Below are 19741 nucleotides of genomic sequence, written 5' to 3' on the forward strand. Positions count from 1 at the left end.
CCTTGGAATGAATGACCGGCGCGCTAAAGTAGATTCGTGACAATGCTGTGAAACACGGGAATGTTCGGCTAACAGTGAAAATGAATTTAAGATTAGAAACGTGGTCTATTGATGTTACCGAACGTAAAATAGGTCCGTATTTGCTATTCGATACAACCGATATCTCTGGCCTGTTCATTCGAAATATTGTTTTCATCTAGATCGGTATCTATCCGCAATATCTCAACGGCGTTATCCGATCTCCTGCCGCCTTCGCGCGGATGCGGGCATCTGTCGATTGCAACGCGGTGGTTCTTCGGGGGCCGGGCGTTCCGGCTCTACGATCGGATGAGGAAGCCAGCGACAGGCTCATCAAGCCGCTGGCCGCGTGGTTCGGTGCTGAACCCTGGAAGAGCACGGTCGCGCCCCTGCGGCAGCCGCCATCGCTGTCAATGCGATCCGCGGCCCGGCATCACCGTCGTCAACTGCGATCCGTACCGATCAGGCGCTGCGCGGAATATGGCGACAGCCTCGCCATGTCGGCGAGACAACTGGAGCGGGCGAAGGGATTCGAACCCTCGACCCCAACCTTGGCAAGGTTGTGCTCTACCCCTGAGCTACGCCCGCTCTGGCGCCTGAAGACCGGAACAGGAGGCTCCGATCGGGTGAGGCGGCGCCACTACCATCCGCCCTGGGGGGCCGCAAGCCCCAATCCGCGGTGTGGACACTTTTTGTCGCGAAGCTCGACGTTGACCGCGATCAAGTCGCATCCTAGTCGAATCGGCATGACCGCCCCCACGATCCTGCTCGTCGAGGACGATCCCTCGCTCCGCATGCTCACCGCACGCGCGCTACAGGAAAACGGCTTCTCGGTCCGGCCTGCCTCCGCCGCGCCCGAAATGTGGCTCGCGCTCGAATCCGGGCCGGTCGATCTCGTCCTGCTCGACATCATGTTGCCGGGCACCAGCGGGATCGATCTGTGCCGGTCGCTGCGGCAGAAGAGCGACGTGCCGATCATCTTCATGTCCGCGCGCGCCAGTGAAACCGATCGGGTCGTCGGGCTGGAGCTGGGCGCAGACGATTATATCGCCAAGCCGTTCGGCACGCGTGAGCTGGTGGCGCGGGTGCGCGCGGTGCTGCGCCGCCCGGCGCTCGATCGCCGCGCGGGCGCGGGCGATCAGGGGATGCTGACCTTCGACGGCTGGACGGTGAATCTGCCGCGGCGCGAGCTGTCGTCGCCGACCGGGGCGATCGTCGATCTCACCGGGGCGGAATTTGATCTGCTGGTGGTGCTGGCGGATCACGCCCAGCGGGTGATCGCGCGCGAGCGTCTGATCGAGCTGAGCCGTACCCGGCTGGGTGACAGTTCGGATCGGTCGATCGACGTGCTGATCAGCCGGCTGCGGCGCAAGCTGAGCAGCGCGGGCGCGCCGGCCCCGATCGTCACGGTGCGCGGCGTCGGCTATATGCTCAACGCTCCGGTCGAGCGGGCCTGAGGCGCGGGGCATGAGATTCTGGCGCCGCCCGGCCATTGGCCTGGTGGGGCAGGTGTTCGCGATCCTGCTGTTGACGCTGCTGATCGAATTCGGCGCCAGCACGCTGCTGTACGAACGCGCCAGCCGCTTCGCGGTGCGGGATGACGAGGCCAATCGATTGGCCGAGCATCTGGTGATCAGCCGCCGCCTCCTGAACGAGCGCCCCGCGGCGCAGCGGGCGGGGATGGCCGACGAGCTGACCACCGAACGCTACGCGCTGCAATGGAGCGAGGCACAGCCCGCGCCGCCGCGCATCGCCCCCGCGCTGAACGAGATGCGGCGCCAGATCCTCGACTGGGAACCGTCGCTGCGCACCGCGGACCTGCGCGTGCGGCTGCAATCGCCCGGGCGAAGCTCGGTGGTGACGGGGGGCGTGCGGCTGGCGGACGGCAGCTGGCTGTATTTCCGCACGCTGGAGCCGGTCGCGGGAATCAACCTGGCGTTCGAGCGGATCGCGCTGGCGATGGTGCCCGCGATCGCGCTGATGGTGCTGGGCGGGGTGCTGCTGCGGCGCGTGCTGTTGCCGTTGCGTCGGCTAGCGGGGGCGGCGGAGCAGGTGGGGCGCGGGGCGGTGGTGCCGGTGCAGGAGGATGGCCCCGGCGAGGTGCGTCGCGTCATCGTCGCGTTCAATCGTATGCAGGATCGCATTCAGGCGCTGATCGCGGGGCGGACGCAGGCACTGGCGGCGGTGGGGCACGATCTGCGCACGCCGCTGGCGCGGTTGCACCTGCGGATCGAATCGCTGCCGCAGGCCGATACGCGCGAGGCGATCGCGCGTGACGTCGAGGAAATGGAGGCGATGATCACCTCGCTGCTGGCGTTTCGGGGGGGCGATGCCGACCCGGAAACGCCGACGACGGTCGATCTGGCGGTGATGTGCGCCACGCTGGCGGACGATGCGCAGGATCGCGGGCGCGATGCCGAATATGTCGGCCCGGATCATTGCGAATGGCGCGTGCGGCGCGTCGGCTTCAAGCGGGCGCTGATGAACCTCGTCGACAATGCGCTGCATTATGGCGAACGCGTCACGATCACGCTGCTGCCGGGCGGCGAGACCATCACGATCCGGGTGGAGGACGACGGGCCCGGCATTCCCGACGACGAGCTGGAGCATGTGCTGGAGCCGTTTGTCCGGCTCGATCCGGCACGCGGGCGCGACACCGTGGGGTTCGGACTGGGGCTGCCGATCGTTCAGTTGGCGGTATCGCTGGAGGGCGGCACGCTGACGCTGTCCAACCGGCCCAGGGGCGGCTTGCGCGCCGAGATCGTTCTGCCGCACAGCGGGCGCGTACTGCATGTTTGAGGGGCGCGCGTTCCTGATCGGTTACTTCGACCGCTGCGCGAAGATTGCGATCGTTTGCGTCATTCCGAACGACGGCAGCGCCACCACCGCCACTTGCCGGTAATCACGCGCAATCGCCGCCCGGATGAGCAGGCGGCTTGCCGGATTGGGGTGTCGCGGCCCCTCGCCCAGGGTCGTGACAATCACCGCCGGGCGCGTGCTAAGAATCCGGGCGACCTCCTGCGTGGCGTCAATGCCGGTCGCATGTTGCTCCTCGGCGGTCGACAGATGTTCCGGGAAAACCCGGTGGGTCGGCAGTGGCGCGCCGGTCAGCATATAGAGCTGCGGCGGCCCATCATAGACGTAGAGCGACCGTGTGCCGCCAGCCGCGCCGATCGCCTGCACCGCGCGCGCCATGGCCGCCTGCGCCGTCATGGTGCGCCCGACCGCCGGCCAGCTCGCCAGCGTCAGCGACCAGCCGATTAGGCCGGTGGCGATTGCACTGCCGAGCGGACGCCTCGCGATCATCGGCGCGGCGGCCACCGCCAGCGGCGGCAACAGCGGCAAGGCATAATGATCATAGAAATTGGGCACCATCAGAAAGCCCAGACCTGCCGCGCAGACCCAGCCGACTACGAACCCTGCCCCGGCGCGTTCGCGCCGCCGCATTAGCACCGCAGCGCCCGCCAGCGCGAGCAGCACTAGCGGTACCACTCGCGGCACGAGATATGCCGCGAGTGCCAACCGCTCGGTCCCCGCCATCGGCATTCTCGCGAAATTGGAGGCGACCGTCGCAAACAGATATTCCCCCGCATACCCCCGCGCCGTGAAGAAGCCGAGGCACAGCAGCGTCGGCGCCATACCCAGCGCCGCCAGGGACGTCAGAGTGCGGAGCAACGCCGCTGGAGTGCGTACGCGTCGCCACTCTTGGCGCGCCAGCAGTGTGCCGAGGAACAGACATTCGGCAAGCGCGGTCGGTTTAATCGTGAGCGCTAACCCGCCGCACAATGCAGCGCGGGCGGCCAGTCGCCGCGCGCGGTCTGGCGTCGCCTCCGCCCCCGCACTCAGCGTTGCCCAAGCCATCGCGGTCAGCAAACCATTATAGAAGACCGGCGATTGCCCCCCGCCGCCTGCCAGCATCTCCAGCCCGGCCAGATACAGCAGCGCGGCCAACAGCGCAGGCAGGGGGGCGACCCACCGCCGCGCTATCGCGGCGATCCCCATCGCGGTTCCCGTGGCGGCGATGCACGCGGCAATCTGCACCGCCAGCATGTTGCCTCGTCCGACAACCGCGATCAGCCAATAGAGCAGGAACAGCCCGAACGGTTTGCGATCCCATATATCCACATAGGGTAGTGCGCCGCCGCGCATTCGATCGCCGACGAGCAGATAGAAGCCCTCGTCTATATGGTAGTTTGGATTGCCGAACGTCGGAGCGCGAATAAGGACCGCCGCTACCACGATCACGACATACAGCCACCACTTCTCCCACAGCGCCGATGCACAGCGCGATACCGGTGGGAGGGGGCGAACATCGACGAAGGCCGGCATACGCGCCATTATGCCTTATGTTCGTTTACCAGTTCTTATCGGCACATATGGCAACATGCGTGCCATGGTGACATTACCACTGGAAGCGACAAGATTTCGTGCGCGCTTGGGGCGGTGCTCGGGTGGCCTATTTATCGCTGTTCTTTTCGCATCATTGCCGTTGCTGTTGGGCGCGCTTTACCGGACATACCAGTATGAGGTATTTCCTTCGTGGTTTGAGGTCAGTCGTCAGCTCGACCTAGTGATCCTCGCTCTCGAGATCGTTACCATTTGCTGCGCTCGCCGAGATGGGATGGACTATCGCCAATCTTTGCGTCGGTTACCGGTTCAGACGCGCCGTGCGCTGATCTTTTTCTTGGCTACCTTTTGGATTGGCGCGTTGCTGCACAGCCGCTTTCTGACCTATTCCCTGGTCAGGGCCGCGGGGTGGCCCATTCACATCCTGTTCGCGGTTGCTCTCTGGCACTTCCTCCACAAACATCGCCCCATCACAGCGCGCACGTTTATCTTCATCCTCTGCGCTGGATATGCCGCGTACCTGCCACTCCTCTCGTATCATTTGTTGACCGCGCCGCCGGGAGCGTCACTCCATTATGGTGCCGTTATCTGGGCGTCGTCGCTGCCGGGATATCTGAGCGTGAGGATCTTCGGGATGGAGATCGGCGTCATTCTGACGTTGTTGCTCGGTTTGGTCTGGCGCGAAGCCGACGTTACGCCGAGATCGAGTATCAATATGCTCCTGATCACCGCTGCGGCGTGCTTGCTCTGCTGGTCAGGGACCAGGAGTGCGGTATTCGGCGTCGCGGGAGCCGTGATAATCACCGCCTTCTTCCGTCGCCCGCTACCTCGCTGGAGCGTCGTTTGCGCCGTGGTGATGGCCATCGTTGCGGGCGGTGCAGCAAGTTCGTTCATGCTGCCGCCCGACCCCGCGTTCGGATTCCGAATTGTCGAACACAGCCTGAAAGCAGACTATTCCGCCGGGCGGGTCGAAATCTGGACCGCTGCGCTGCGGCTCATCATGCAGCGGCCATTGACTGGCTGGGGAGACGGGTCGTTCATCTGGCTTTTTTCTCTCAAGGGCGCCGTGGTGGCGCAGCCGCACAATGCGATTTTACAGATGCTGCAAGCCTGGGGTCTCCCCGCCGCCTTTGCGGCCCTGTTCATGATTGGGCGGATTTGGTGGGCGCTCAACCGGCGGGGCACGATGACGACGGACCGTCTGCCCTTCGTCATGGCATTCGATACCTTGTTGATCATGTCGATGGTGGATGGCGTCTTCTTTCACGCGCGACTGATCATGCTCGCAGTGATCATCGCCACGTTCGGCCTCGCCGCGTGTTCTGGTCGCGGCCGCGCCCTCGCAGGCGCGCCGGAGTAGATGAGGGCACGCCTGCTAGCCGATGCTCTTTCGCTACACTGTTGCCAGGTTCAAATGCCGCGGCCCGCGATGGAGTGAAAATCCTTCACCGCGCCCCGGGCCGGCAAGAGCATAAGTGCGCTGCGCAAAAGCCGGCTTCCGATCGATCCCATCGCCATCCGTGCCAGCGCCATCTTGAATGATGAAAGGCGCGCGTCCCTCATGAACACGGTGTAATTGCCCATGAAGGCGACCGCGTAGCCGAATCGCTTGCCAATCATTTCCATCGCTTTGGGCGTGTAAAAGAAGACATGTTGTCCTGAATCCGGTGTGAGATACCACCAGTCCGCACCCTGACCATGATAGAGAGCGGTCGAAACAACAAGCGAATCGGGGCGAGCGTCGAACAGTGCGTGAAGGTCGCGCGCCGGATCTGCGAAGTGTTCGAGCAATTCGAATGCGGTATAGACGATTGGAACCTGCCGTTCGCCACCGTCGAATCCCTGCGCGTAGCTGTTAGTAGCGTAGCGGTCCTCAATCCGCGCATCGATACCGTAATCTCGCAGCAAACGGCACAACAGGCCGTCGCCGCCCCCGATATCAACGACCGTTCGTGCGGCCGTCACCTTTGTCCAGGCATACACCGCCGCAAGATTGGTAAGGTTGCGCTGGACAGCGCCCGTATCCAGCCGCGCCAGATTCGAATTCGAATAGGCCTCGTCGAGCCAATGGGGCGTATCGGCCTGCAGCGAGCCACAATCCGCGCATTCATGGAATTGCACTCGATGGCGGTGGATCAGATCGAGCGTGAAGCGAGGTGCCGTCGACCCGCCGCACAAACGGCAACGGATCGGTTGATCTATGCCGCCCGGCGTCCCTGTATGTACGGCTGTCGTCATGGAGCGACCGGGGCCGAAAAGCCGTGAGCGCGCAACAAGGACTGGCGCCTTGCCGCGTCTAGATCATGCGCGACCATCTCGGCGCACATCTCGCGGGCGGTGATTTGAGGCTCCCACCCCAGTTTTGCCTTCGCTTTCGACGGATCGCCCAACAACGTTTCCACCTCAGCTGGTCGGAAGTAGCGAGGATCGATGCGAACGATCACGTCGCCGGGTGCGACGGCAGGGGCCTTATCGCCAGATACCTTTTCGACGATACCGCATTCCTGTTCGTCACGACCGTCAAACCGGAGAGTGATGCCAAGATCTTCCGCGGCCCATGTTAAAAATTCGCGCACAGAATATTGCTTCCCTGTCGCGATTACGAAATCCTCTGGTGCGTCCTGCTGCAGCATCATCCACTGCATACGAACGAAATCCTTGGCGTGACCCCAGTCACGAAGAGAATCGATATTCCCCATATACAGACATGACTCAAGTCCTTGCGAAATATTTGCCAAACCGCGCGTGATCTTTCGCGTGACGAAGGTTTCGCCACGGCGGGGGCTCTCGTGGTTAAACAATATGCCGTTGCAGGCATAGATTCCATAGGCTTCTCGATAATTGACGGTCGCCCAATAGGCGTACAGTTTGGCAACCGCATAGGGCGAGCGAGGATAGAAAGGCGTTGTCTCGCGCTGCGGTGTCTCTTGTACCAGTCCGTAAAGCTCCGACGTCGAAGCCTGATAGAACCGGGTTTTCCCGGACAGGCCCAAGAGACGGATTCCCTCCAGCAAGCGGAGCGTTCCCATCGCGTCAACGTCGGCCGTGTATTCCGGAGCCTCGAAACTTACCGCCACATGGCTTTGCGCGCCAAGATTGTACACCTCATCCGGCTGTACGTGCTCAAGGATACGAACGAGATTAGAGGAATCCGTCAGGTCGCCGTAGTGAAGGATCGGACCGGCTGACGTTTCATGGGGATCCCGATAGATGTGATCGATACGTTGCGTGTTTAGCGAGGAGGAGCGGCGCTTGACGCCATGAACCTCATAGCCCTTCTCCATCAAAAACTCGGCGAGATATGATCCGTCCTGCCCAGTGATGCCCGTTATCAGCGCAACCTTGCTCATTTTTCTCCACTCAACTTCGTTTGAGGCGTTGTACAACCGGCCACTGCATGGTCTTGATAAATTCCCCCAACGCGGGATCATGCGTGCTTTGGGCTAGTATGCTTTCTGTAACGCGGGAAGCGAAAAACGCGCTTCTCAGCGGCGCATCCAGTTACGCGCACGCGTCAGGACGCTGCCGTGCAGGCCCAGGGCCGGCCATCGATGCTCAAGCTCGTAGATCAGATTCCTGCCGACCAGTTTTCCGGTGGCGGTGATCGATCCGCGCGGGATCGGTGGTGCGGAGGCGTTTCGAGCGGGGAGCGGGGGGGAGGCCGGCGACGCGATGGCGTCGCGTACCTGCCCGACGAAACGGTCCCAATGGTAATGCTCGGCCAGCCGCCGATCGCCAATCGCCCGACGCCGAAGCAGTTCGGCTTCATCGATCTTCTGCAAGCCATCGAGGATCGCACAAGTGCCCGCAACGTCGTCATTGGGCACATTGAAGATAGCTTCCTCATCGACATAGCCGCTGGTGGGGGTGCAGATAGGGGTGAGGCCCCAACTCATCGCTTCGAGGATCGTCGTTGGATTCGCATCCGCCTTGCCCACGGTGATGAGAAAGTCATAGTCGGCCACGATTCGTCGCCCCGCCTCTGACGAGAAGTCGACAAATCCCAGCGAGCGGACATGTTGAAGCGGCGGACCACGCCCGATCCAGTCGATCGTTCCCCCCGCCCACGCTCCCGCGATTGCATCAAGATAAGGGAGGTTTTTTCCGGGGTGATCATTCCCGATATAAAGGATCTTACGCCGCCCGGGTGGCGAAACCACCGCGCGAACCCTTGGGAATGCCTCGCGATCAATCGCGAGGTCCACGTGGATCATCTTCGGCTTCCATCGTGCCGTGGGACCCTCATCGTGTCGGAACCAGTGCCGGCCCGTGATTGCCAGAAACAAATCGCACCGATCGATCACGTCGTCGATAAATCCGACCTGCCGCCAGTCCGCGTTGAAAGGTTCCAGCAGGATACGCCGACCCCAGCCGGCACGTCGCGCGGAACGACGGAATACGGTTGTGGCGATCGGATGGGCATGCCCGATCAGCACATCACCGGGGCGAGGATCGATCGCATACATCCGATCGAAATCGTGCGCCACGACATCATTTTGCTTGCTCAGTTCCCGTAGCAACGTCGCTCCGATGACATCGGGGGCCGAAATCCGTGGTCGATGGGGATAGATCAGATGTATCACCTCATACCCCCGTCATCAGGCAGGCCATAAAGATGGAACAGTTCGGCGAAAGTGCGATCCCAAGTGAAGCAACCCGCCTGTTTTCGACCGGCAATGATCAATCGACTTCGAAGCTCCGCATTCTCGAGCGAGCGCAGTTGCTCGGAGTACGCCTCCGGGTCTTGTTTGCTGACTAGCAACGCAGCATCTCCCGCAACCTCCGGGAAGGAAGATCGGTTCGCTGCAATGACCGGGCAGTCACAGGCCATCGCTTCGAGAATTGGTAAACCAAAGCCCTCATAATCCGACGGAAAAAGAAAAGCGAAGGCGTTGCTATAAAGTTGACGAAGCCTGGTGGTGCTGACGTTTGACTCTTCAATCCAGCGTCCAGGCAGCACCTTCTCAAGCGACGTTTTTTCCTCCTCTGTGAGTGCCGGTCCGGCGATCATTAATGATACGTCCTTGATGCGCGCTACGGCGGAAGCTGCCAGATCGAAACGTTTGTAACCGGCTCGTTGCCCAACGAATAGAACATAAGGACCGGCTAGGACCTGCCCTGGTTCGGGATAAAAGTGCGTCGTATCAACCCCTAACGGTATAACAACTGCCTTTGCCGGGTCGATCTTCGGAAATTGATTCAGCAAATCATCTCGCGTAGCTCTTGAGATACAGACCGCCAAGTCGGCGCAGCTTATACTGATCCGCTTCTGCTGATGATGTATAAGCTTTGGCAACGCTGAAAAGTATCGTTCGTACGTGAAATCATAGACGGACGTGATGTACCGATCGACTCCGCGGCGCGGGATCCGATAATAAGAGGTGTGAAAAATAGCCTTCCTGTTCCATACGCGCGCAGGGAGGTAACGTGCCAGCGAAGTGGGGAAGTCGTCGAGGTAAATTTCATGCTTTGCCATACGCGGCAGATCCGCCGCCCTAATGGTTGTCGGCATAAGAAGTTCGGCAGAAATATTAGGGTGGTTAACGGCAGCTTCAATCAGGCGCCGCCAAAAGTTCGATATGCCTCCAAATCGCTGTAGTCCGAAGATGATGGAGTCGAGAGCAAGTTGGGGCATGCGGAGGGACCTTGTGCCGGATGGAAATGGCCGCAGGCTGACGGCATCCTGATCGACTCTATCGGTTGCGGATCTTCGCGAACATGAATGGAACGAGCCACACGAACGGCGATGTCCAAGAGAATAGAACTCCGGTGCTCATTAACAGATAAATATAGCGTAGGCTAAGTTGCCGATCCTGCGTCACGAATCGATATTGGAGATACTGAAAAACGATAAAAAATATAAAAAGGATTGGGCCAACTATCCAGCCAGCAATAAGAATGAAGGGGTATAGAATCGTGCCGAATGCATTATAGGCACCCTCCAGCGACTGAATATATACGAACCGGCTGAGTTCCAATCCTACATGCCGACCTGTCGAGAGCTCACCGGCGCGCTGACCAATATAGTCTAGTACAAAGAGAACGGCGTCTAACGGTTTAAGGAATAGCGATAAGTACTGGAGTGCTGTCGTGCCATATTCCTGCGTCGTTCCCCACAGTCGCCCTACACCTACTAGGGGGTAGGTCAAATAGAATACGGATGACGTGTCGGCGTACAGCAGATCTTCACCGAACCGCAGGTACAGGACCAGAAAAGAGAGCGCCAACGATATACTAGCAAGCAGAAGTTTCGTTCGAAAAGATATCGATCGAGAAAATATTATCGCGAAGAACAGAAGCGTGATCGGTAATCTAGTAAAGTAAGCAAACGCCGATAAAACGACTAGCAATAAGACGATAGGATTGTACTTGAACGCAATCACCCTAAGAATCAAATAGTTGACGAATATTTCGTTGTATATGAAGTCTATAAGGTTAGGGCGAATCTCGCCATCGCCGAAAAACTGCGATCGATCTTCCCAACCGCCACCGATGATTACCGTATAAAGACGATAGCTCAACGTCGCTATGCACAAAGCCAGCAAAAAATTATGAAAGTTTAGCCAACGCGCGGTCGATTTGTCGGCCGACGGCGGCGAGCCATGAATTGCCGTGGCCACGTCAGGCGGTCCGCAACTTGCTTTGGTTTTCTCTGAACCAGTCGTAAGTCTGGCGGAGGCCGTGTTCAAGCGGGATTGCAGCCTGCCAGCCGATCGCCTCCAGTCGCGCGACGTCAAGCAGCTTCCTCGGCGTGCCGTCTGGCTTCGACCGGTCGAATGCGATCGTTCCGGTAAAACCGGTCACGTTTGCAATCAAGGCGGCGAGGTCAGCAATGGCGATATCCTTGCCCGTCCCGACGTTAATATGGCTGAGCATCGGGGAAGTGTGCCGTTGATACAACGCCTTGTCGATCGCCAGCACGAAGAGGCTGGCGGCAGCCATGTCGTCAACGTGAAGAAATTCACGCCGTGGCTGTCCCGACCCCCAGATCGTCACGTCGCTCCGTCCTTCGCGGACCGCTTCGTGGAAACGACGGAGTAAAGCGGGTAGGACGTGTGAGTTTTCCGGGTGGAAATTGTCGCCGGGGCCGTAGAGATTTGTCGGCATGACACTGCGGTAATCGACGCCATATTGGCGGTTGTAGCTTTCGCACATCTTGATGCCGGCGATCTTGGCAATCGCATAAGGTTCGTTGGTGGGTTCTAGCGTGCCCGTAAGCAAGGCCTCCTCCGGCATCGGCTGGGGTGCGTTGCGGGGGTAGATGCAGGAAGACCCGAGGAACAGCAGGCGCTCGACGCCCGCGGCGAACGCCTGATGGATCACATTGCACTGCATTAGCAGATTGTCGTGAATGAAGGTTGCCGGCATGGTTTCGTTGGCGTGGATTCCGCCGACCTTCGCAGCCGCGAGAATGACTGTGTCAGGCCTTTCATCGCGCATGAACCGCATAACCATCGCTTGGTCGAGCAGATCGAGTTCCGCGCGCGTTCGCGTGATCGCCTCGATGCCGCGCGCGCGCAGTTGCCGGTCGATCGCCGATCCCACCAAGCCTTGGTGTCCCGCCAGGAAAATCCGCTCACCCAATTGCGTGCTCATCTCTAGCGCTCCCAGGTAGCATTGCGCGCGTCGCGCCGCGCCAGCATTACATCGTGTTGCACCATCTCGGCGCACATCGCCCGGGCGGAAACCTCTGGCGCCCACCCCAGTTCGGTCAGCGCGCGGCGCGCGTCTCCCACCAGATCGATGACATCGGTCGGCCGAAAGAAGCGGGGATCGACGTGGACGATCGCCTGTCCCACCGCGACATGCTCAGCGACCTCCCCATGTACGCGGGTCACGATCCCGCGCTCGTCGACACCGGCACCGACGAACTCGATCTCCAGCCCGACGTCCTCCGCTGCCCAGGTGACGAAATCGCGCACGGAATGCTGCTCCCCCGTAGCGATGACGTAATCCTTGGGCTCATCGCCTTGCAGCATCAGCCATTGCATGCGGACATAATCCGCTGCGTGCCCCCAGTCTCGCTTCGCATTGAGATTGCCGAGTGCGATCGCCTGCTGCAGTCCGCACGCTATCCGCGCGATACCGGACGTGATCTTGCGTGTGACGAATTCCTTGCCGCGGCGGGGACTGTCGTGATTGAACAGGACGCCATTGCACGCGAACATCCCATGCGCTTCGCGGTAATTTACTGTCGTCCAATAGGAAAATAGCTTGGCGGTGGCATAGGGGGAGCGAGGATAGAAAGGTGTCGCCTCGCACTGCGGAGATTGCTTGACCATGCCAAACAGTTCCGCTGTGGAAGCCTGATAAAAGCGGGTGCGCTGCGCAAATCCGCACGACCGGATCGCCTCAAGCAGGCGCAACGTGCCCAGACCATCCACGTTGGCCGTATACTGCGGTGCGTGAAAACTTGCGGCCACGCGACTTTGAGCGCCCAAATTGTATACTTCATCGGGCTCGATTTCGCGAATCAGGCGCGCGATATTCCCCGAATCGGTAAGATCGCCGAAATGTAAATGTGCATTCAGCCGTTCACGGCCCCGACTGGCGTCGCCGATCACCTCGTCATCTAGTTGCCGACGGGTTAGGCCATGGACCTCATAGCCCTTTTCGTTCAGGACGCGGGTTAGATACCATCCGTCCTGACCGCCTATCCCGGTTATAAAGGCGCGTTTGGTCATTAGTCACCTGTGATCATGGATCGTTCGGTTCCGAGGCCGGCTGACGAGGGGGTGCGACACGGCCCCTCAGCTACCCCGATGCTGCTTCTGATGCCACACCCATCGGTAGACCGCACGTGCGATACCATGGAGCCCGAACGTACGGGCGAGATGGGATGCGCGCGAGATCGTCATGGTCGGGGTGAAGACCTCCCGTACCATCCGGGAGCGATACTCTGCGTTGTCCGCTTTTTCCGAATTCTTCGGGGCAAGGGGCCAGGTAAGGGCGCCGTGGGCTAGATTATGGTTGCTTGTCTCGATGTTGGAGTGCGCGCCGATGATGCCGACGTTGCGGATCAGGTTGGCCTCCGGCATTACCGCCAGCCCTTCGGCATGCTGGATGGTATACAGCCATTGCGTGTCCCACGTGTCGACGTGGTTCCGCACGTGGAAGTTGAAGACGTGTGCCAGATAACGGGCAGTCTGTTGGCCGTGGCGCCTCATCAGCATGGCGGACATGTCGGGTCCCCAACGCGACATACCTTCATCATAAAGCGACCAGGCGCGACGCCATGACGCCCATCCCCATATCGATCCAAGGCTGGAATAGAAGTAATGCGACGACGCCACGCCAGCGCCGAGCTGGTTGGTTCCAGAAACCATCATGATGCGCGGATCGTCGCGGTAGCGCTCAAGCATCTCGCCGCAATAGGGAAAGAAATCGGGTGACGGCACGACATCGTCCTCGAGGATCACGCCCTCCGCCTCACGATCGAAGAACCAATCGATCGCAGTGATGACGCCCCGCCGGCATCCGAGATTGCGCTCCTGGAAAAGCGTTTCCACCTGACAGGGCCAGTCGATCCTGGCGAGGACGGCGTCGCGTACCTTCGCGGTAAGCTCCGCCTCATTGGGTCGATTCGCCCGAGGTCCGTCCGCAGCGACATACAAGCGTTTCGGACGCGCCGCGGCGATGGCGTCCAGCACCTGCAACGCTGAATCGAGGCGATTGAAGATGATGAAGAGGATCGGGGGTGTTTCGTGGTTCATAGGGAGCTCATCCATGCTGGTCGGCCGCAGCCGGCCGGCTCGTCAGCCGCCGCCAGGATGCCGTAACCGGCCAACACAATGCCGCCACCTTGATCGCGAAAAGGGGGCGTGTTCGGGCGCTGAAGGCGTCCGCCAGGAACGCCGCGATCATCTGCGCGCCGAGCGAAGCTATCGCGCCGCCGGTCGCGCCCATCGAAGGGACGAGTGCGAGATTGATGAGGAAGTTCGCCCCGGCCCCCAGCAGCGTGAACAGCAACGTCCGGCTCTGTAGGTTGTGCGATAGATACCATTGATTGCCCAAGATACCCATGCTGACAAATACCGACGTCCAGATATGGATCGCCAGCACCGGCACGGCCGGGTCATAACGGCGGTCGTAGAGGAGGTGGACGAACGGCCCGGCCGCGAGGGAAACCACAAGCGCGATCATGCCACTGACCACGACCATCGCTGTCATGGCAGAGCGGACAGCGCTATGGTGAGCCGTCCCCGACTGTGCGAGCAAGCCTTGCCACCGGGGGAAAAAGCTGGTCGCCACGATGGTGGGAAGGACGTAAAATATCTCACTGAGGCGAACCGCTGCGGCATATATGCCGGTCTCAGCCGCGCCATGCGTTGCCATGATAACGAACTGGTCGACCCGCATGTAGATGACGATCGCCATGCCCGACAAGAACAACGGCCACGCATCCATAGCGAGGCGCCGCACGACCTCGACCCGCACGGTCCAGAGTCCTGAACGTTGGCGATCGGTGCGATATGCCACTGCCAGGCAGGCACCCATCAGCACCTGTTCCGCGACCAGAGTCCATGCGAAACTCTCGACGGTTCGGAAAGCGTAGAGAACGCCGAGCTTCGCTATTGCCGAAAGGAAGAAGGCGATATTGTCCGCGATCACCGCGCGCTTGGCATTGACATGCGCTTCGAACCAGTAGCGGAATACCTCGGTCGGTCGAAGAATCAGCCCCATAGCGACAATGGCCACCAATATCGCGTAACGATCGCTTTCGCGGCTCAAGGTCGCGATAGCTATGGTGACCGTCATGGTCGCGATCGTCGCAATCGTCTGTAGCGCGAAGGCGGCGCCGAGCGTTTCGCGGGCGCTGCCGGGGTCGTCGATCAACCGTTTGACGACGACCTGGTTGAGACCCAGGGAGGCCAGCAACAGAAGCAGAGCGCTCAGTGCTTGGGCGTAGCTGATGCCGCCGTAATCGGCAGGTCCGAGCAAGCGAGCGGCGAGAATGCCGATGATGAAATTGCCGAGGACGCGCACGAACCGATCGAGGAAAAGCCAGCTCATGTTGGCGATTTCACGACGGTAGCCGCCGACGAGCGAGCGGACGACGCCTACCGCCGGATCCACGAAACGCAGCATGGTTGGCTTAGCTCGCCGCGAGGGAAACGCGGTCGATAACTGCCCTAGAATCGGAAGTCCCGCTGGCCCCTGTCGCCTCCACGTCAACTTGCACGCCGCGACAGTCGTCGGGGATGGTGATCCGCCCTTCCATTGTGATCTTACCCGCGGTCGCCGGGAGATCGCGTACCCAGAATTGCTGTGGTCCGCGTCCCACATGGCGGCAATAGGCCCGCCACGTGATCAGGGGGGCCACTGCTGGATCGGGATAGGTCAGCGATAGCTGCAGTCGAGCGTTGCGCGGCAAGCCGGAAAGGATGCGCGAAGCGGCCACGATCCGGCGTTCTGGGCCGACTGAAATCGCGAGCGCGCCCTTCTCATCAAGAACGACTGCTCCATCGGCGCCGTCGTAAAGCGCCCAGGTAAGGGGCCGAAGTCTCGCCTGCGTCGTTGCCGGGTCGAAGCCGAACGCCCAAATCTGCGGGCGCGGATCGATATGGCTAGCCAAGCTCCGAGCGGTCGCCAGATCACCGGTCGATACCAATCGCTTCAACAGGGTGCTTTCGTATACAGCGTGCGAAGGCACCGCCCGGGCACCGCTATACAGTTGGAACAGTGCGGCGACGGCGGCGGGATTGGGCGACTTTTCGACGAGTACCGAAAGGAACGAGGGAACCCAGGGGCGATTGGCACGGAGGTAGGGAACAAGCGCCTGCCGGATCGCCGGTTCCGTGGTCGCGGCGACTAGAATTGGAAAAAGCTGCCCGGCGGAAGCGGGCCTGACCGAAAGGGCGCGGTCGTAATGCTGCAGCGCTCCATCGATGTCACCGCGTCTGACGGCGTCCTCAATCAGCCAGATCTGGGCCAGCAGGTCGCGGCGGGACGCACGCTCCGATAGCAACATGAGCGTCCGCGCTCGATCCGATCCATTCTGTTCCAGATCGTCGACATAAGCCAGCAGTCGCAAGCCGCTGCCGTTCAGCGGATCGGCGCGAAGCGCTTGGAGCGCCGCACCAGCCCAGCGTTGATTGTTTTGCGATAGTCCTTCCGGCCCAAGGATTGCTGTATCGAAGATCCGCGTGATGGCGGTGGCATTTGCGGGCGCAAGCTTGACAGCCAGTTGGGGATATTGGCGGGCGGTGACCTGTACGGCCGCGTCACGCATCGCGAGGAGCGCGACGATGATGGTAGTCAGGCCCGTTACGGCAGCACCCGGCGTGATGCGTAGCTGACGGCCCCGGCGGGCGGGCGCGTCAGGCATTCTTGCCCCGATCGCCACCGCCGTAGCTGTAGCCATCGCCATAGTCGCGCCCGTAGCCATAGCCTTCGCGATGCTGCAACTTGGTGAGCACCGCGCCGAAGATCGTGCCATGCGCCATGCGTAGACGTTCGATCGAATTCATGATCGCGCGAACCGCCACGCCCTTCGTTTCGACAATCAGTAGACAGCCCTCTACCGAACGAGACAGCAGCGGCGCATCAGCCAGACCGAGAACCGGTGGCGAGTCGAGGATAAGGTGGTCATATTCCGAGGCAGCTTCCGACAGGAAGCGCTCAAGGCCGGGGCTGCTTAGCAATTCGGCGGCATTGGGCGGAGTCGGTCCCGTCGGTATCAGCCAGACGTTTTTGTAGGGGGTAGGTTGAATGAGAGTCCGCCAGTCCACCTGTCCGGCTAGCACGTTACTGAGGCCCCGGTCGTTCTCACCTCCCACCATCGAATGAATGGAGGGCGAGCGCATATCGGCGTCGATGAGCAGGACGCGGCGATCGGTTCGCCCGACGACGACTGACAGCGCAAGTGAACTCGAGCTTTTTCCTTCCGCCGGGCGCGTACTGGTGACCATCAGGGACTTGGGGAAGCCTTTAGCCGTAGCGAAACCAAGGTTCGATCGCACGGTGAAAAAGGCTTCATAGAACGATGACTTCGTATCGACTAGTTCCTGCTGCACGGATTGCTGCAACATCGGTGTATAGCCAAGCAGGGGGATGCCCAACTGGCCTTTTACCTCGCTCGGATCGTGAATACCCTCATCGATCTGATCGAGAGCGAAGACCGTTACCGCCGCTACGGCGAACGACAGCAGCAGGGCGACGGTCATGTTGATTAGCAGGCTAGGTGCCGACGGACGGGTTGGGATTTCCGCCGGCTCTACAATGGCGACATTGCTGGCGGCCACAGTGCCGGCGACGCCGATCTCTTTATAGCGTTGCAACAACGCGTCGTACAATTGACGGTTGGTATCCGCCTCGCGCTGATAGATCGCATATTGGATGCTGGCGCGTTGTTGCGCGTCGAGCCCGGCCTTCAGCTTCTGGACTCTCGCGCGCAGATCGTTCTCGCGGCGCAAAGCCTCGCGATACTCCTGATCGCGTGCACCGGTCACACGCGCGGTTTCCCGCGCAATCGCACTATCGAGCGACTGAACCCGCCGGGCGGCCTGCCGCGCTTCCGGATAGCCCGGTTCGAACTGCACGAGTAGACGGGCCAGATCGCTGGCGGCTTCCGCGCGCTGCTGGCGAATGAAGGCTAGTCCCTGATTGCTGGCGAGCTCGGCGGCGACATTGGCGTCGGAGCCTGTGCGGCTCTCGGCGAGGATTCTAGCTTCGGTCGCCTTGTTTAGTGCGGTGTTGAAGGCGTCGAGATCAGATGCCGTTAGCGTGCGGCCCAGTTGCGAACGACCCGATTCATCGCGCACCTGATCGAGCGTGACGATCCCACGGTTTGTTGCATAATTGACTACCTGTCGCTCTGACTGCTCCAAACGCGCGCGTAGCGCGCCTAGACGATCCTCAAGGATCCGTCGCGCATCCGCCGTGGAGGCGAACTGACGGTCAATATTGGTGGCGATATAAGCCTTCACCCAGTCATTCGCGATCGCCGCCGACAGCTCGGGAGAACGACTGGTAAAGCGGACGTTCACTAGTCTCGACGTGCGGACCGGATCGATCGCCACATTGCGCAACAACAGATCCACCGTCTCGGTGTTGAGGCGAGCGGTGTTTCCGCTTTCTTTCAGTTCCTCATATCGGCTTTCCTTACCCTGTGAAGCAAAGAAATCAGGACTAGAGGTAAGCCGCAGGTCGTTGGCAATCCGTGCGGCAAGCGGGCGAGTGCGCAGCAGCGCATATTGCGTGGCATAAAATTCGATGTCGCGATCAGCCTCCTGCGAGTCCAACCCTTCGACCTTGGTGATCTGCTTTTGCTCGCGACTGATTTCAATCTGCGACTGTGCCGTATAGCGTTTCGCGGTCAGCAGAGTGATGACGATGCTTGCCGTCAGGAAACCACCGATGATTGCGAGAATGATCCAGCGCCACCGAAGCACCTTGCTCCAATACTGGAGCAGGACCGGTGGCAGAAAGCGCGACTGCGCGCTTTCCGCTGCCGTTTCACCCGACGAGTAGGCGGATGGCACAGGCTCTATGTTGACGATCTTGTTCATCTTGTCATCAAACCTGTCAGCGGAAAGCTTTAAAAGAATATATGGTGTGCGGCACGAGATCAGTTCCGTTGCAGCGCGACGATGATGGGGGTCGACAGCAAGGGTGCGATCTGCAGGAAGTCCTTGAAGATACGACGTCCGCGCGATTCGCCCACCATTACGATGTCACCAGTGTATATCCGCGGATCCTCGTAGGAACCGTTCCGAATGGCTTTCAGATTGTAGAGCCCGGCAAACGTCTTCCCGTTCACCGTCCGGAAGATCACCACGTCGCTCAGCTTGGAGAACTCGGTGGTGCCCTTCGCTGCTGCGACCGCCATCATCAAGGTCATCCTGGTCGAGACCGGATAGATGCCGGGTTCACCGACCTGCCCCTCGACCGTGACAGTCTGACTGACGATCTTGGTCGGGTTGACGGTGACCTTGGGATCGCGAACGTAGGCGGCGCGTAAACGGCTCTCTATCAGCGTCGCGACCTCGGCGGGGGTTTTTCCGGCTGCCTGGATTGTTCCTGCCAGCGGGAACGCGATCTTACCGCTCGTGTCCACCTGAATGACTTGGCCACTCAGCGCGCTGACCCCAAAGACGTCGATCCGTAGTTCGTCATAGGCGCCGAGCAGATATGTGTCGGTATCGGGCGTTAGATCGACCCGCGCCGGCGGAGGCAGCATTTGCTGATTCAGTCGCGTAATCTCGGGCGCCATCGGCGGAAGCGAGGACGAACAGGCTAGCAGCAACAGGCTTGCCGCCAGCGCTGGCACCGTCTTGATGCACAATTTCAATGGCACGCTCACGTCCGTTTCCAATTCTGACTCATATTCTGGTCGCCGGCCGGCAAACCGACTTCGTCATGCTTTGCCCGCAGC

Annotated in this window: 16 protein-coding genes and 1 tRNA gene; 3 read left to right on the forward strand and 14 right to left on the reverse strand. The window is 60.5% G+C overall.

Going from position 1 to position 19741, the window contains the following annotated elements:
• Positions 1–531: 531 nt before the first annotated feature.
• A tRNA-Gly gene (locus tag ACFDSW_RS01735) sits at positions 532–606 on the reverse strand.
• A gap of 158 nt (positions 607–764) precedes the next feature.
• On the opposite strand from ACFDSW_RS01735, the gene ACFDSW_RS01740 reads away from it, so the two are divergent.
• Together ACFDSW_RS01740 and ACFDSW_RS01745 are read left to right on the forward strand one after the other, a co-directional pair.
• Complete coding sequence (locus ACFDSW_RS01740; protein WP_375248545.1) at positions 765–1475, forward strand: response regulator; 711 nt, start codon at positions 765–767, stop codon at positions 1473–1475.
• 10 nt (positions 1476–1485) lie between these two features.
• On the forward strand, positions 1486–2817 hold the full coding sequence (locus ACFDSW_RS01745; protein WP_375248546.1) for an ATP-binding protein: 1332 nt from the start codon (positions 1486–1488) through the stop codon (positions 2815–2817).
• Positions 2818–2838: 21 nt separating this feature from the next.
• Here ACFDSW_RS01745 and ACFDSW_RS01750 read toward each other — a convergent pair whose 3' ends face one another.
• The gene (locus ACFDSW_RS01750) at positions 2839–4356 is read right to left on the reverse strand and encodes a hypothetical protein (RefSeq protein WP_375248547.1); all 1518 of its coding nucleotides are present in this window, start codon (positions 4354–4356) and stop codon (positions 2839–2841) included.
• A 1-nt stretch (position 4357) separates the two neighbouring features.
• Here ACFDSW_RS01750 and ACFDSW_RS01755 point away from each other — a divergent pair, with 1 nt between their 5' ends.
• A complete protein-coding gene (locus ACFDSW_RS01755; RefSeq protein ID WP_375248548.1) occupies positions 4358–5725 on the forward strand; it encodes an O-antigen ligase family protein in 1368 nt (455 codons plus the stop codon).
• A gap of 50 nt (positions 5726–5775) precedes the next feature.
• Here ACFDSW_RS01755 and ACFDSW_RS01760 read toward each other — a convergent pair whose 3' ends face one another.
• From ACFDSW_RS01760 to ACFDSW_RS01815, 12 genes are all read right to left on the reverse strand, one after another.
• On the reverse strand, positions 5776–6603 hold the full coding sequence (locus ACFDSW_RS01760) for a class I SAM-dependent methyltransferase (RefSeq protein ID WP_375248549.1): 828 nt from the start codon (positions 6601–6603) through the stop codon (positions 5776–5778).
• Positions 6600–7715 (reverse strand): GDP-mannose 4,6-dehydratase, encoded by a 1116-nt coding sequence (gmd, locus tag ACFDSW_RS01765; RefSeq protein WP_375248550.1) that lies wholly within the window; start codon positions 7713–7715, stop codon positions 6600–6602. The genes ACFDSW_RS01760 and gmd (ACFDSW_RS01765) overlap by 4 nt, the downstream gene beginning before the upstream one ends.
• A 135-nt stretch (positions 7716–7850) precedes the next feature.
• Positions 7851–8948 carry a hypothetical protein gene (locus tag ACFDSW_RS01770; protein ID WP_375248551.1) on the reverse strand — a complete coding sequence of 366 codons (1098 nt, stop codon included), beginning with the start codon at positions 8946–8948 and terminating at the stop codon, positions 7851–7853.
• Positions 8945–10000, reverse strand: a complete 1056-nt coding sequence (locus tag ACFDSW_RS01775; protein WP_375248552.1) for a glycosyltransferase family 4 protein — start codon at positions 9998–10000, stop codon at positions 8945–8947. The genes ACFDSW_RS01770 and ACFDSW_RS01775 overlap by 4 nt, the downstream gene beginning before the upstream one ends.
• Before the next feature lie 58 nt (positions 10001–10058).
• On the reverse strand, positions 10059–10985 hold the full coding sequence (locus ACFDSW_RS01780) for a hypothetical protein (protein WP_375248553.1): 927 nt from the start codon (positions 10983–10985) through the stop codon (positions 10059–10061).
• Between the two features lies 1 nt (position 10986).
• Complete coding sequence (locus ACFDSW_RS01785) at positions 10987–11961, reverse strand: GDP-L-fucose synthase family protein (protein WP_375248554.1); 975 nt, start codon at positions 11959–11961, stop codon at positions 10987–10989.
• Between the two features lie 2 nt (positions 11962–11963).
• On the reverse strand, positions 11964–13049 hold the full coding sequence (gmd, locus tag ACFDSW_RS01790) for a GDP-mannose 4,6-dehydratase (protein ID WP_375248555.1): 1086 nt from the start codon (positions 13047–13049) through the stop codon (positions 11964–11966).
• Between the two features lie 66 nt (positions 13050–13115).
• A complete protein-coding gene (locus ACFDSW_RS01795) occupies positions 13116–14078 on the reverse strand; it encodes a hypothetical protein (RefSeq protein ID WP_375248556.1) in 963 nt (320 codons plus the stop codon).
• A 7-nt stretch (positions 14079–14085) separates the two neighbouring features.
• A complete protein-coding gene (locus ACFDSW_RS01800) occupies positions 14086–15453 on the reverse strand; it encodes a flippase (protein WP_375248557.1) in 1368 nt (455 codons plus the stop codon).
• 7 nt (positions 15454–15460) lie between these two features.
• Positions 15461–16693 (reverse strand): hypothetical protein, encoded by a 1233-nt coding sequence (locus tag ACFDSW_RS01805; protein ID WP_375248558.1) that lies wholly within the window; start codon positions 16691–16693, stop codon positions 15461–15463.
• Entirely contained in the window at positions 16686–18875 is a 2190-nt protein-coding gene (locus tag ACFDSW_RS01810; RefSeq protein WP_375248559.1) for a GumC family protein, read from the reverse strand. Before ACFDSW_RS01810 ends, ACFDSW_RS01805 begins: the two co-directional genes overlap by 8 nt.
• Positions 18876–18934: 59 nt before the next feature.
• Positions 18935–19669: a polysaccharide biosynthesis/export family protein gene (locus ACFDSW_RS01815; protein WP_375248560.1), complete on the reverse strand. Its 735-nt coding sequence runs from the start codon at positions 19667–19669 to the stop codon at positions 18935–18937.
• Positions 19670–19741 lie beyond the last annotated feature (72 nt).

The organism is Sphingomonas sp. (assembly GCF_042091075.1).
Classification (GTDB): domain Bacteria; phylum Pseudomonadota; class Alphaproteobacteria; order Sphingomonadales; family Sphingomonadaceae; genus Sphingomonas.

Bases quoted from the DNA above. Each gene is read 5' to 3' on its own strand.
- ACFDSW_RS01775 (WP_375248552.1), bottom strand. From the start codon at position 10,000: ATGCCCCAACTTGCTCTCGACTCCATCATCTTCGGACTACAGCGATTT.
- ACFDSW_RS01805 (WP_375248558.1), bottom strand. From the start codon at position 16,693: ATGCCTGACGCGCCCGCCCGCCGGGGCCGTCAGCTACGCATCACGCCG.
- ACFDSW_RS01810 (WP_375248559.1), bottom strand. From the start codon at position 18,875: ATGAACAAGATCGTCAACATAGAGCCTGTGCCATCCGCCTACTCGTCG.
- ACFDSW_RS01745 (WP_375248546.1), top strand. From the start codon at position 1,486: ATGAGATTCTGGCGCCGCCCGGCCATTGGCCTGGTGGGGCAGGTGTTC.
- ACFDSW_RS01785 (WP_375248554.1), bottom strand. From the start codon at position 11,961: ATGAGCACGCAATTGGGTGAGCGGATTTTCCTGGCGGGACACCAAGGC.
- ACFDSW_RS01740 (WP_375248545.1), top strand. From the start codon at position 765: ATGACCGCCCCCACGATCCTGCTCGTCGAGGACGATCCCTCGCTCCGC.
- ACFDSW_RS01760 (WP_375248549.1), bottom strand. From the start codon at position 6,603: ATGACGACAGCCGTACATACAGGGACGCCGGGCGGCATAGATCAACCG.
- ACFDSW_RS01800 (WP_375248557.1), bottom strand. From the start codon at position 15,453: ATGCTGCGTTTCGTGGATCCGGCGGTAGGCGTCGTCCGCTCGCTCGTC.
- gmd (WP_375248555.1), bottom strand. From the start codon at position 13,049: ATGACCAAACGCGCCTTTATAACCGGGATAGGCGGTCAGGACGGATGG.
- gmd (WP_375248550.1), bottom strand. From the start codon at position 7,715: ATGAGCAAGGTTGCGCTGATAACGGGCATCACTGGGCAGGACGGATCA.
- ACFDSW_RS01750 (WP_375248547.1), bottom strand. From the start codon at position 4,356: ATGGCGCGTATGCCGGCCTTCGTCGATGTTCGCCCCCTCCCACCGGTA.
- ACFDSW_RS01795 (WP_375248556.1), bottom strand. From the start codon at position 14,078: ATGAACCACGAAACACCCCCGATCCTCTTCATCATCTTCAATCGCCTC.
- ACFDSW_RS01755 (WP_375248548.1), top strand. From the start codon at position 4,358: ATGCCTTATGTTCGTTTACCAGTTCTTATCGGCACATATGGCAACATG.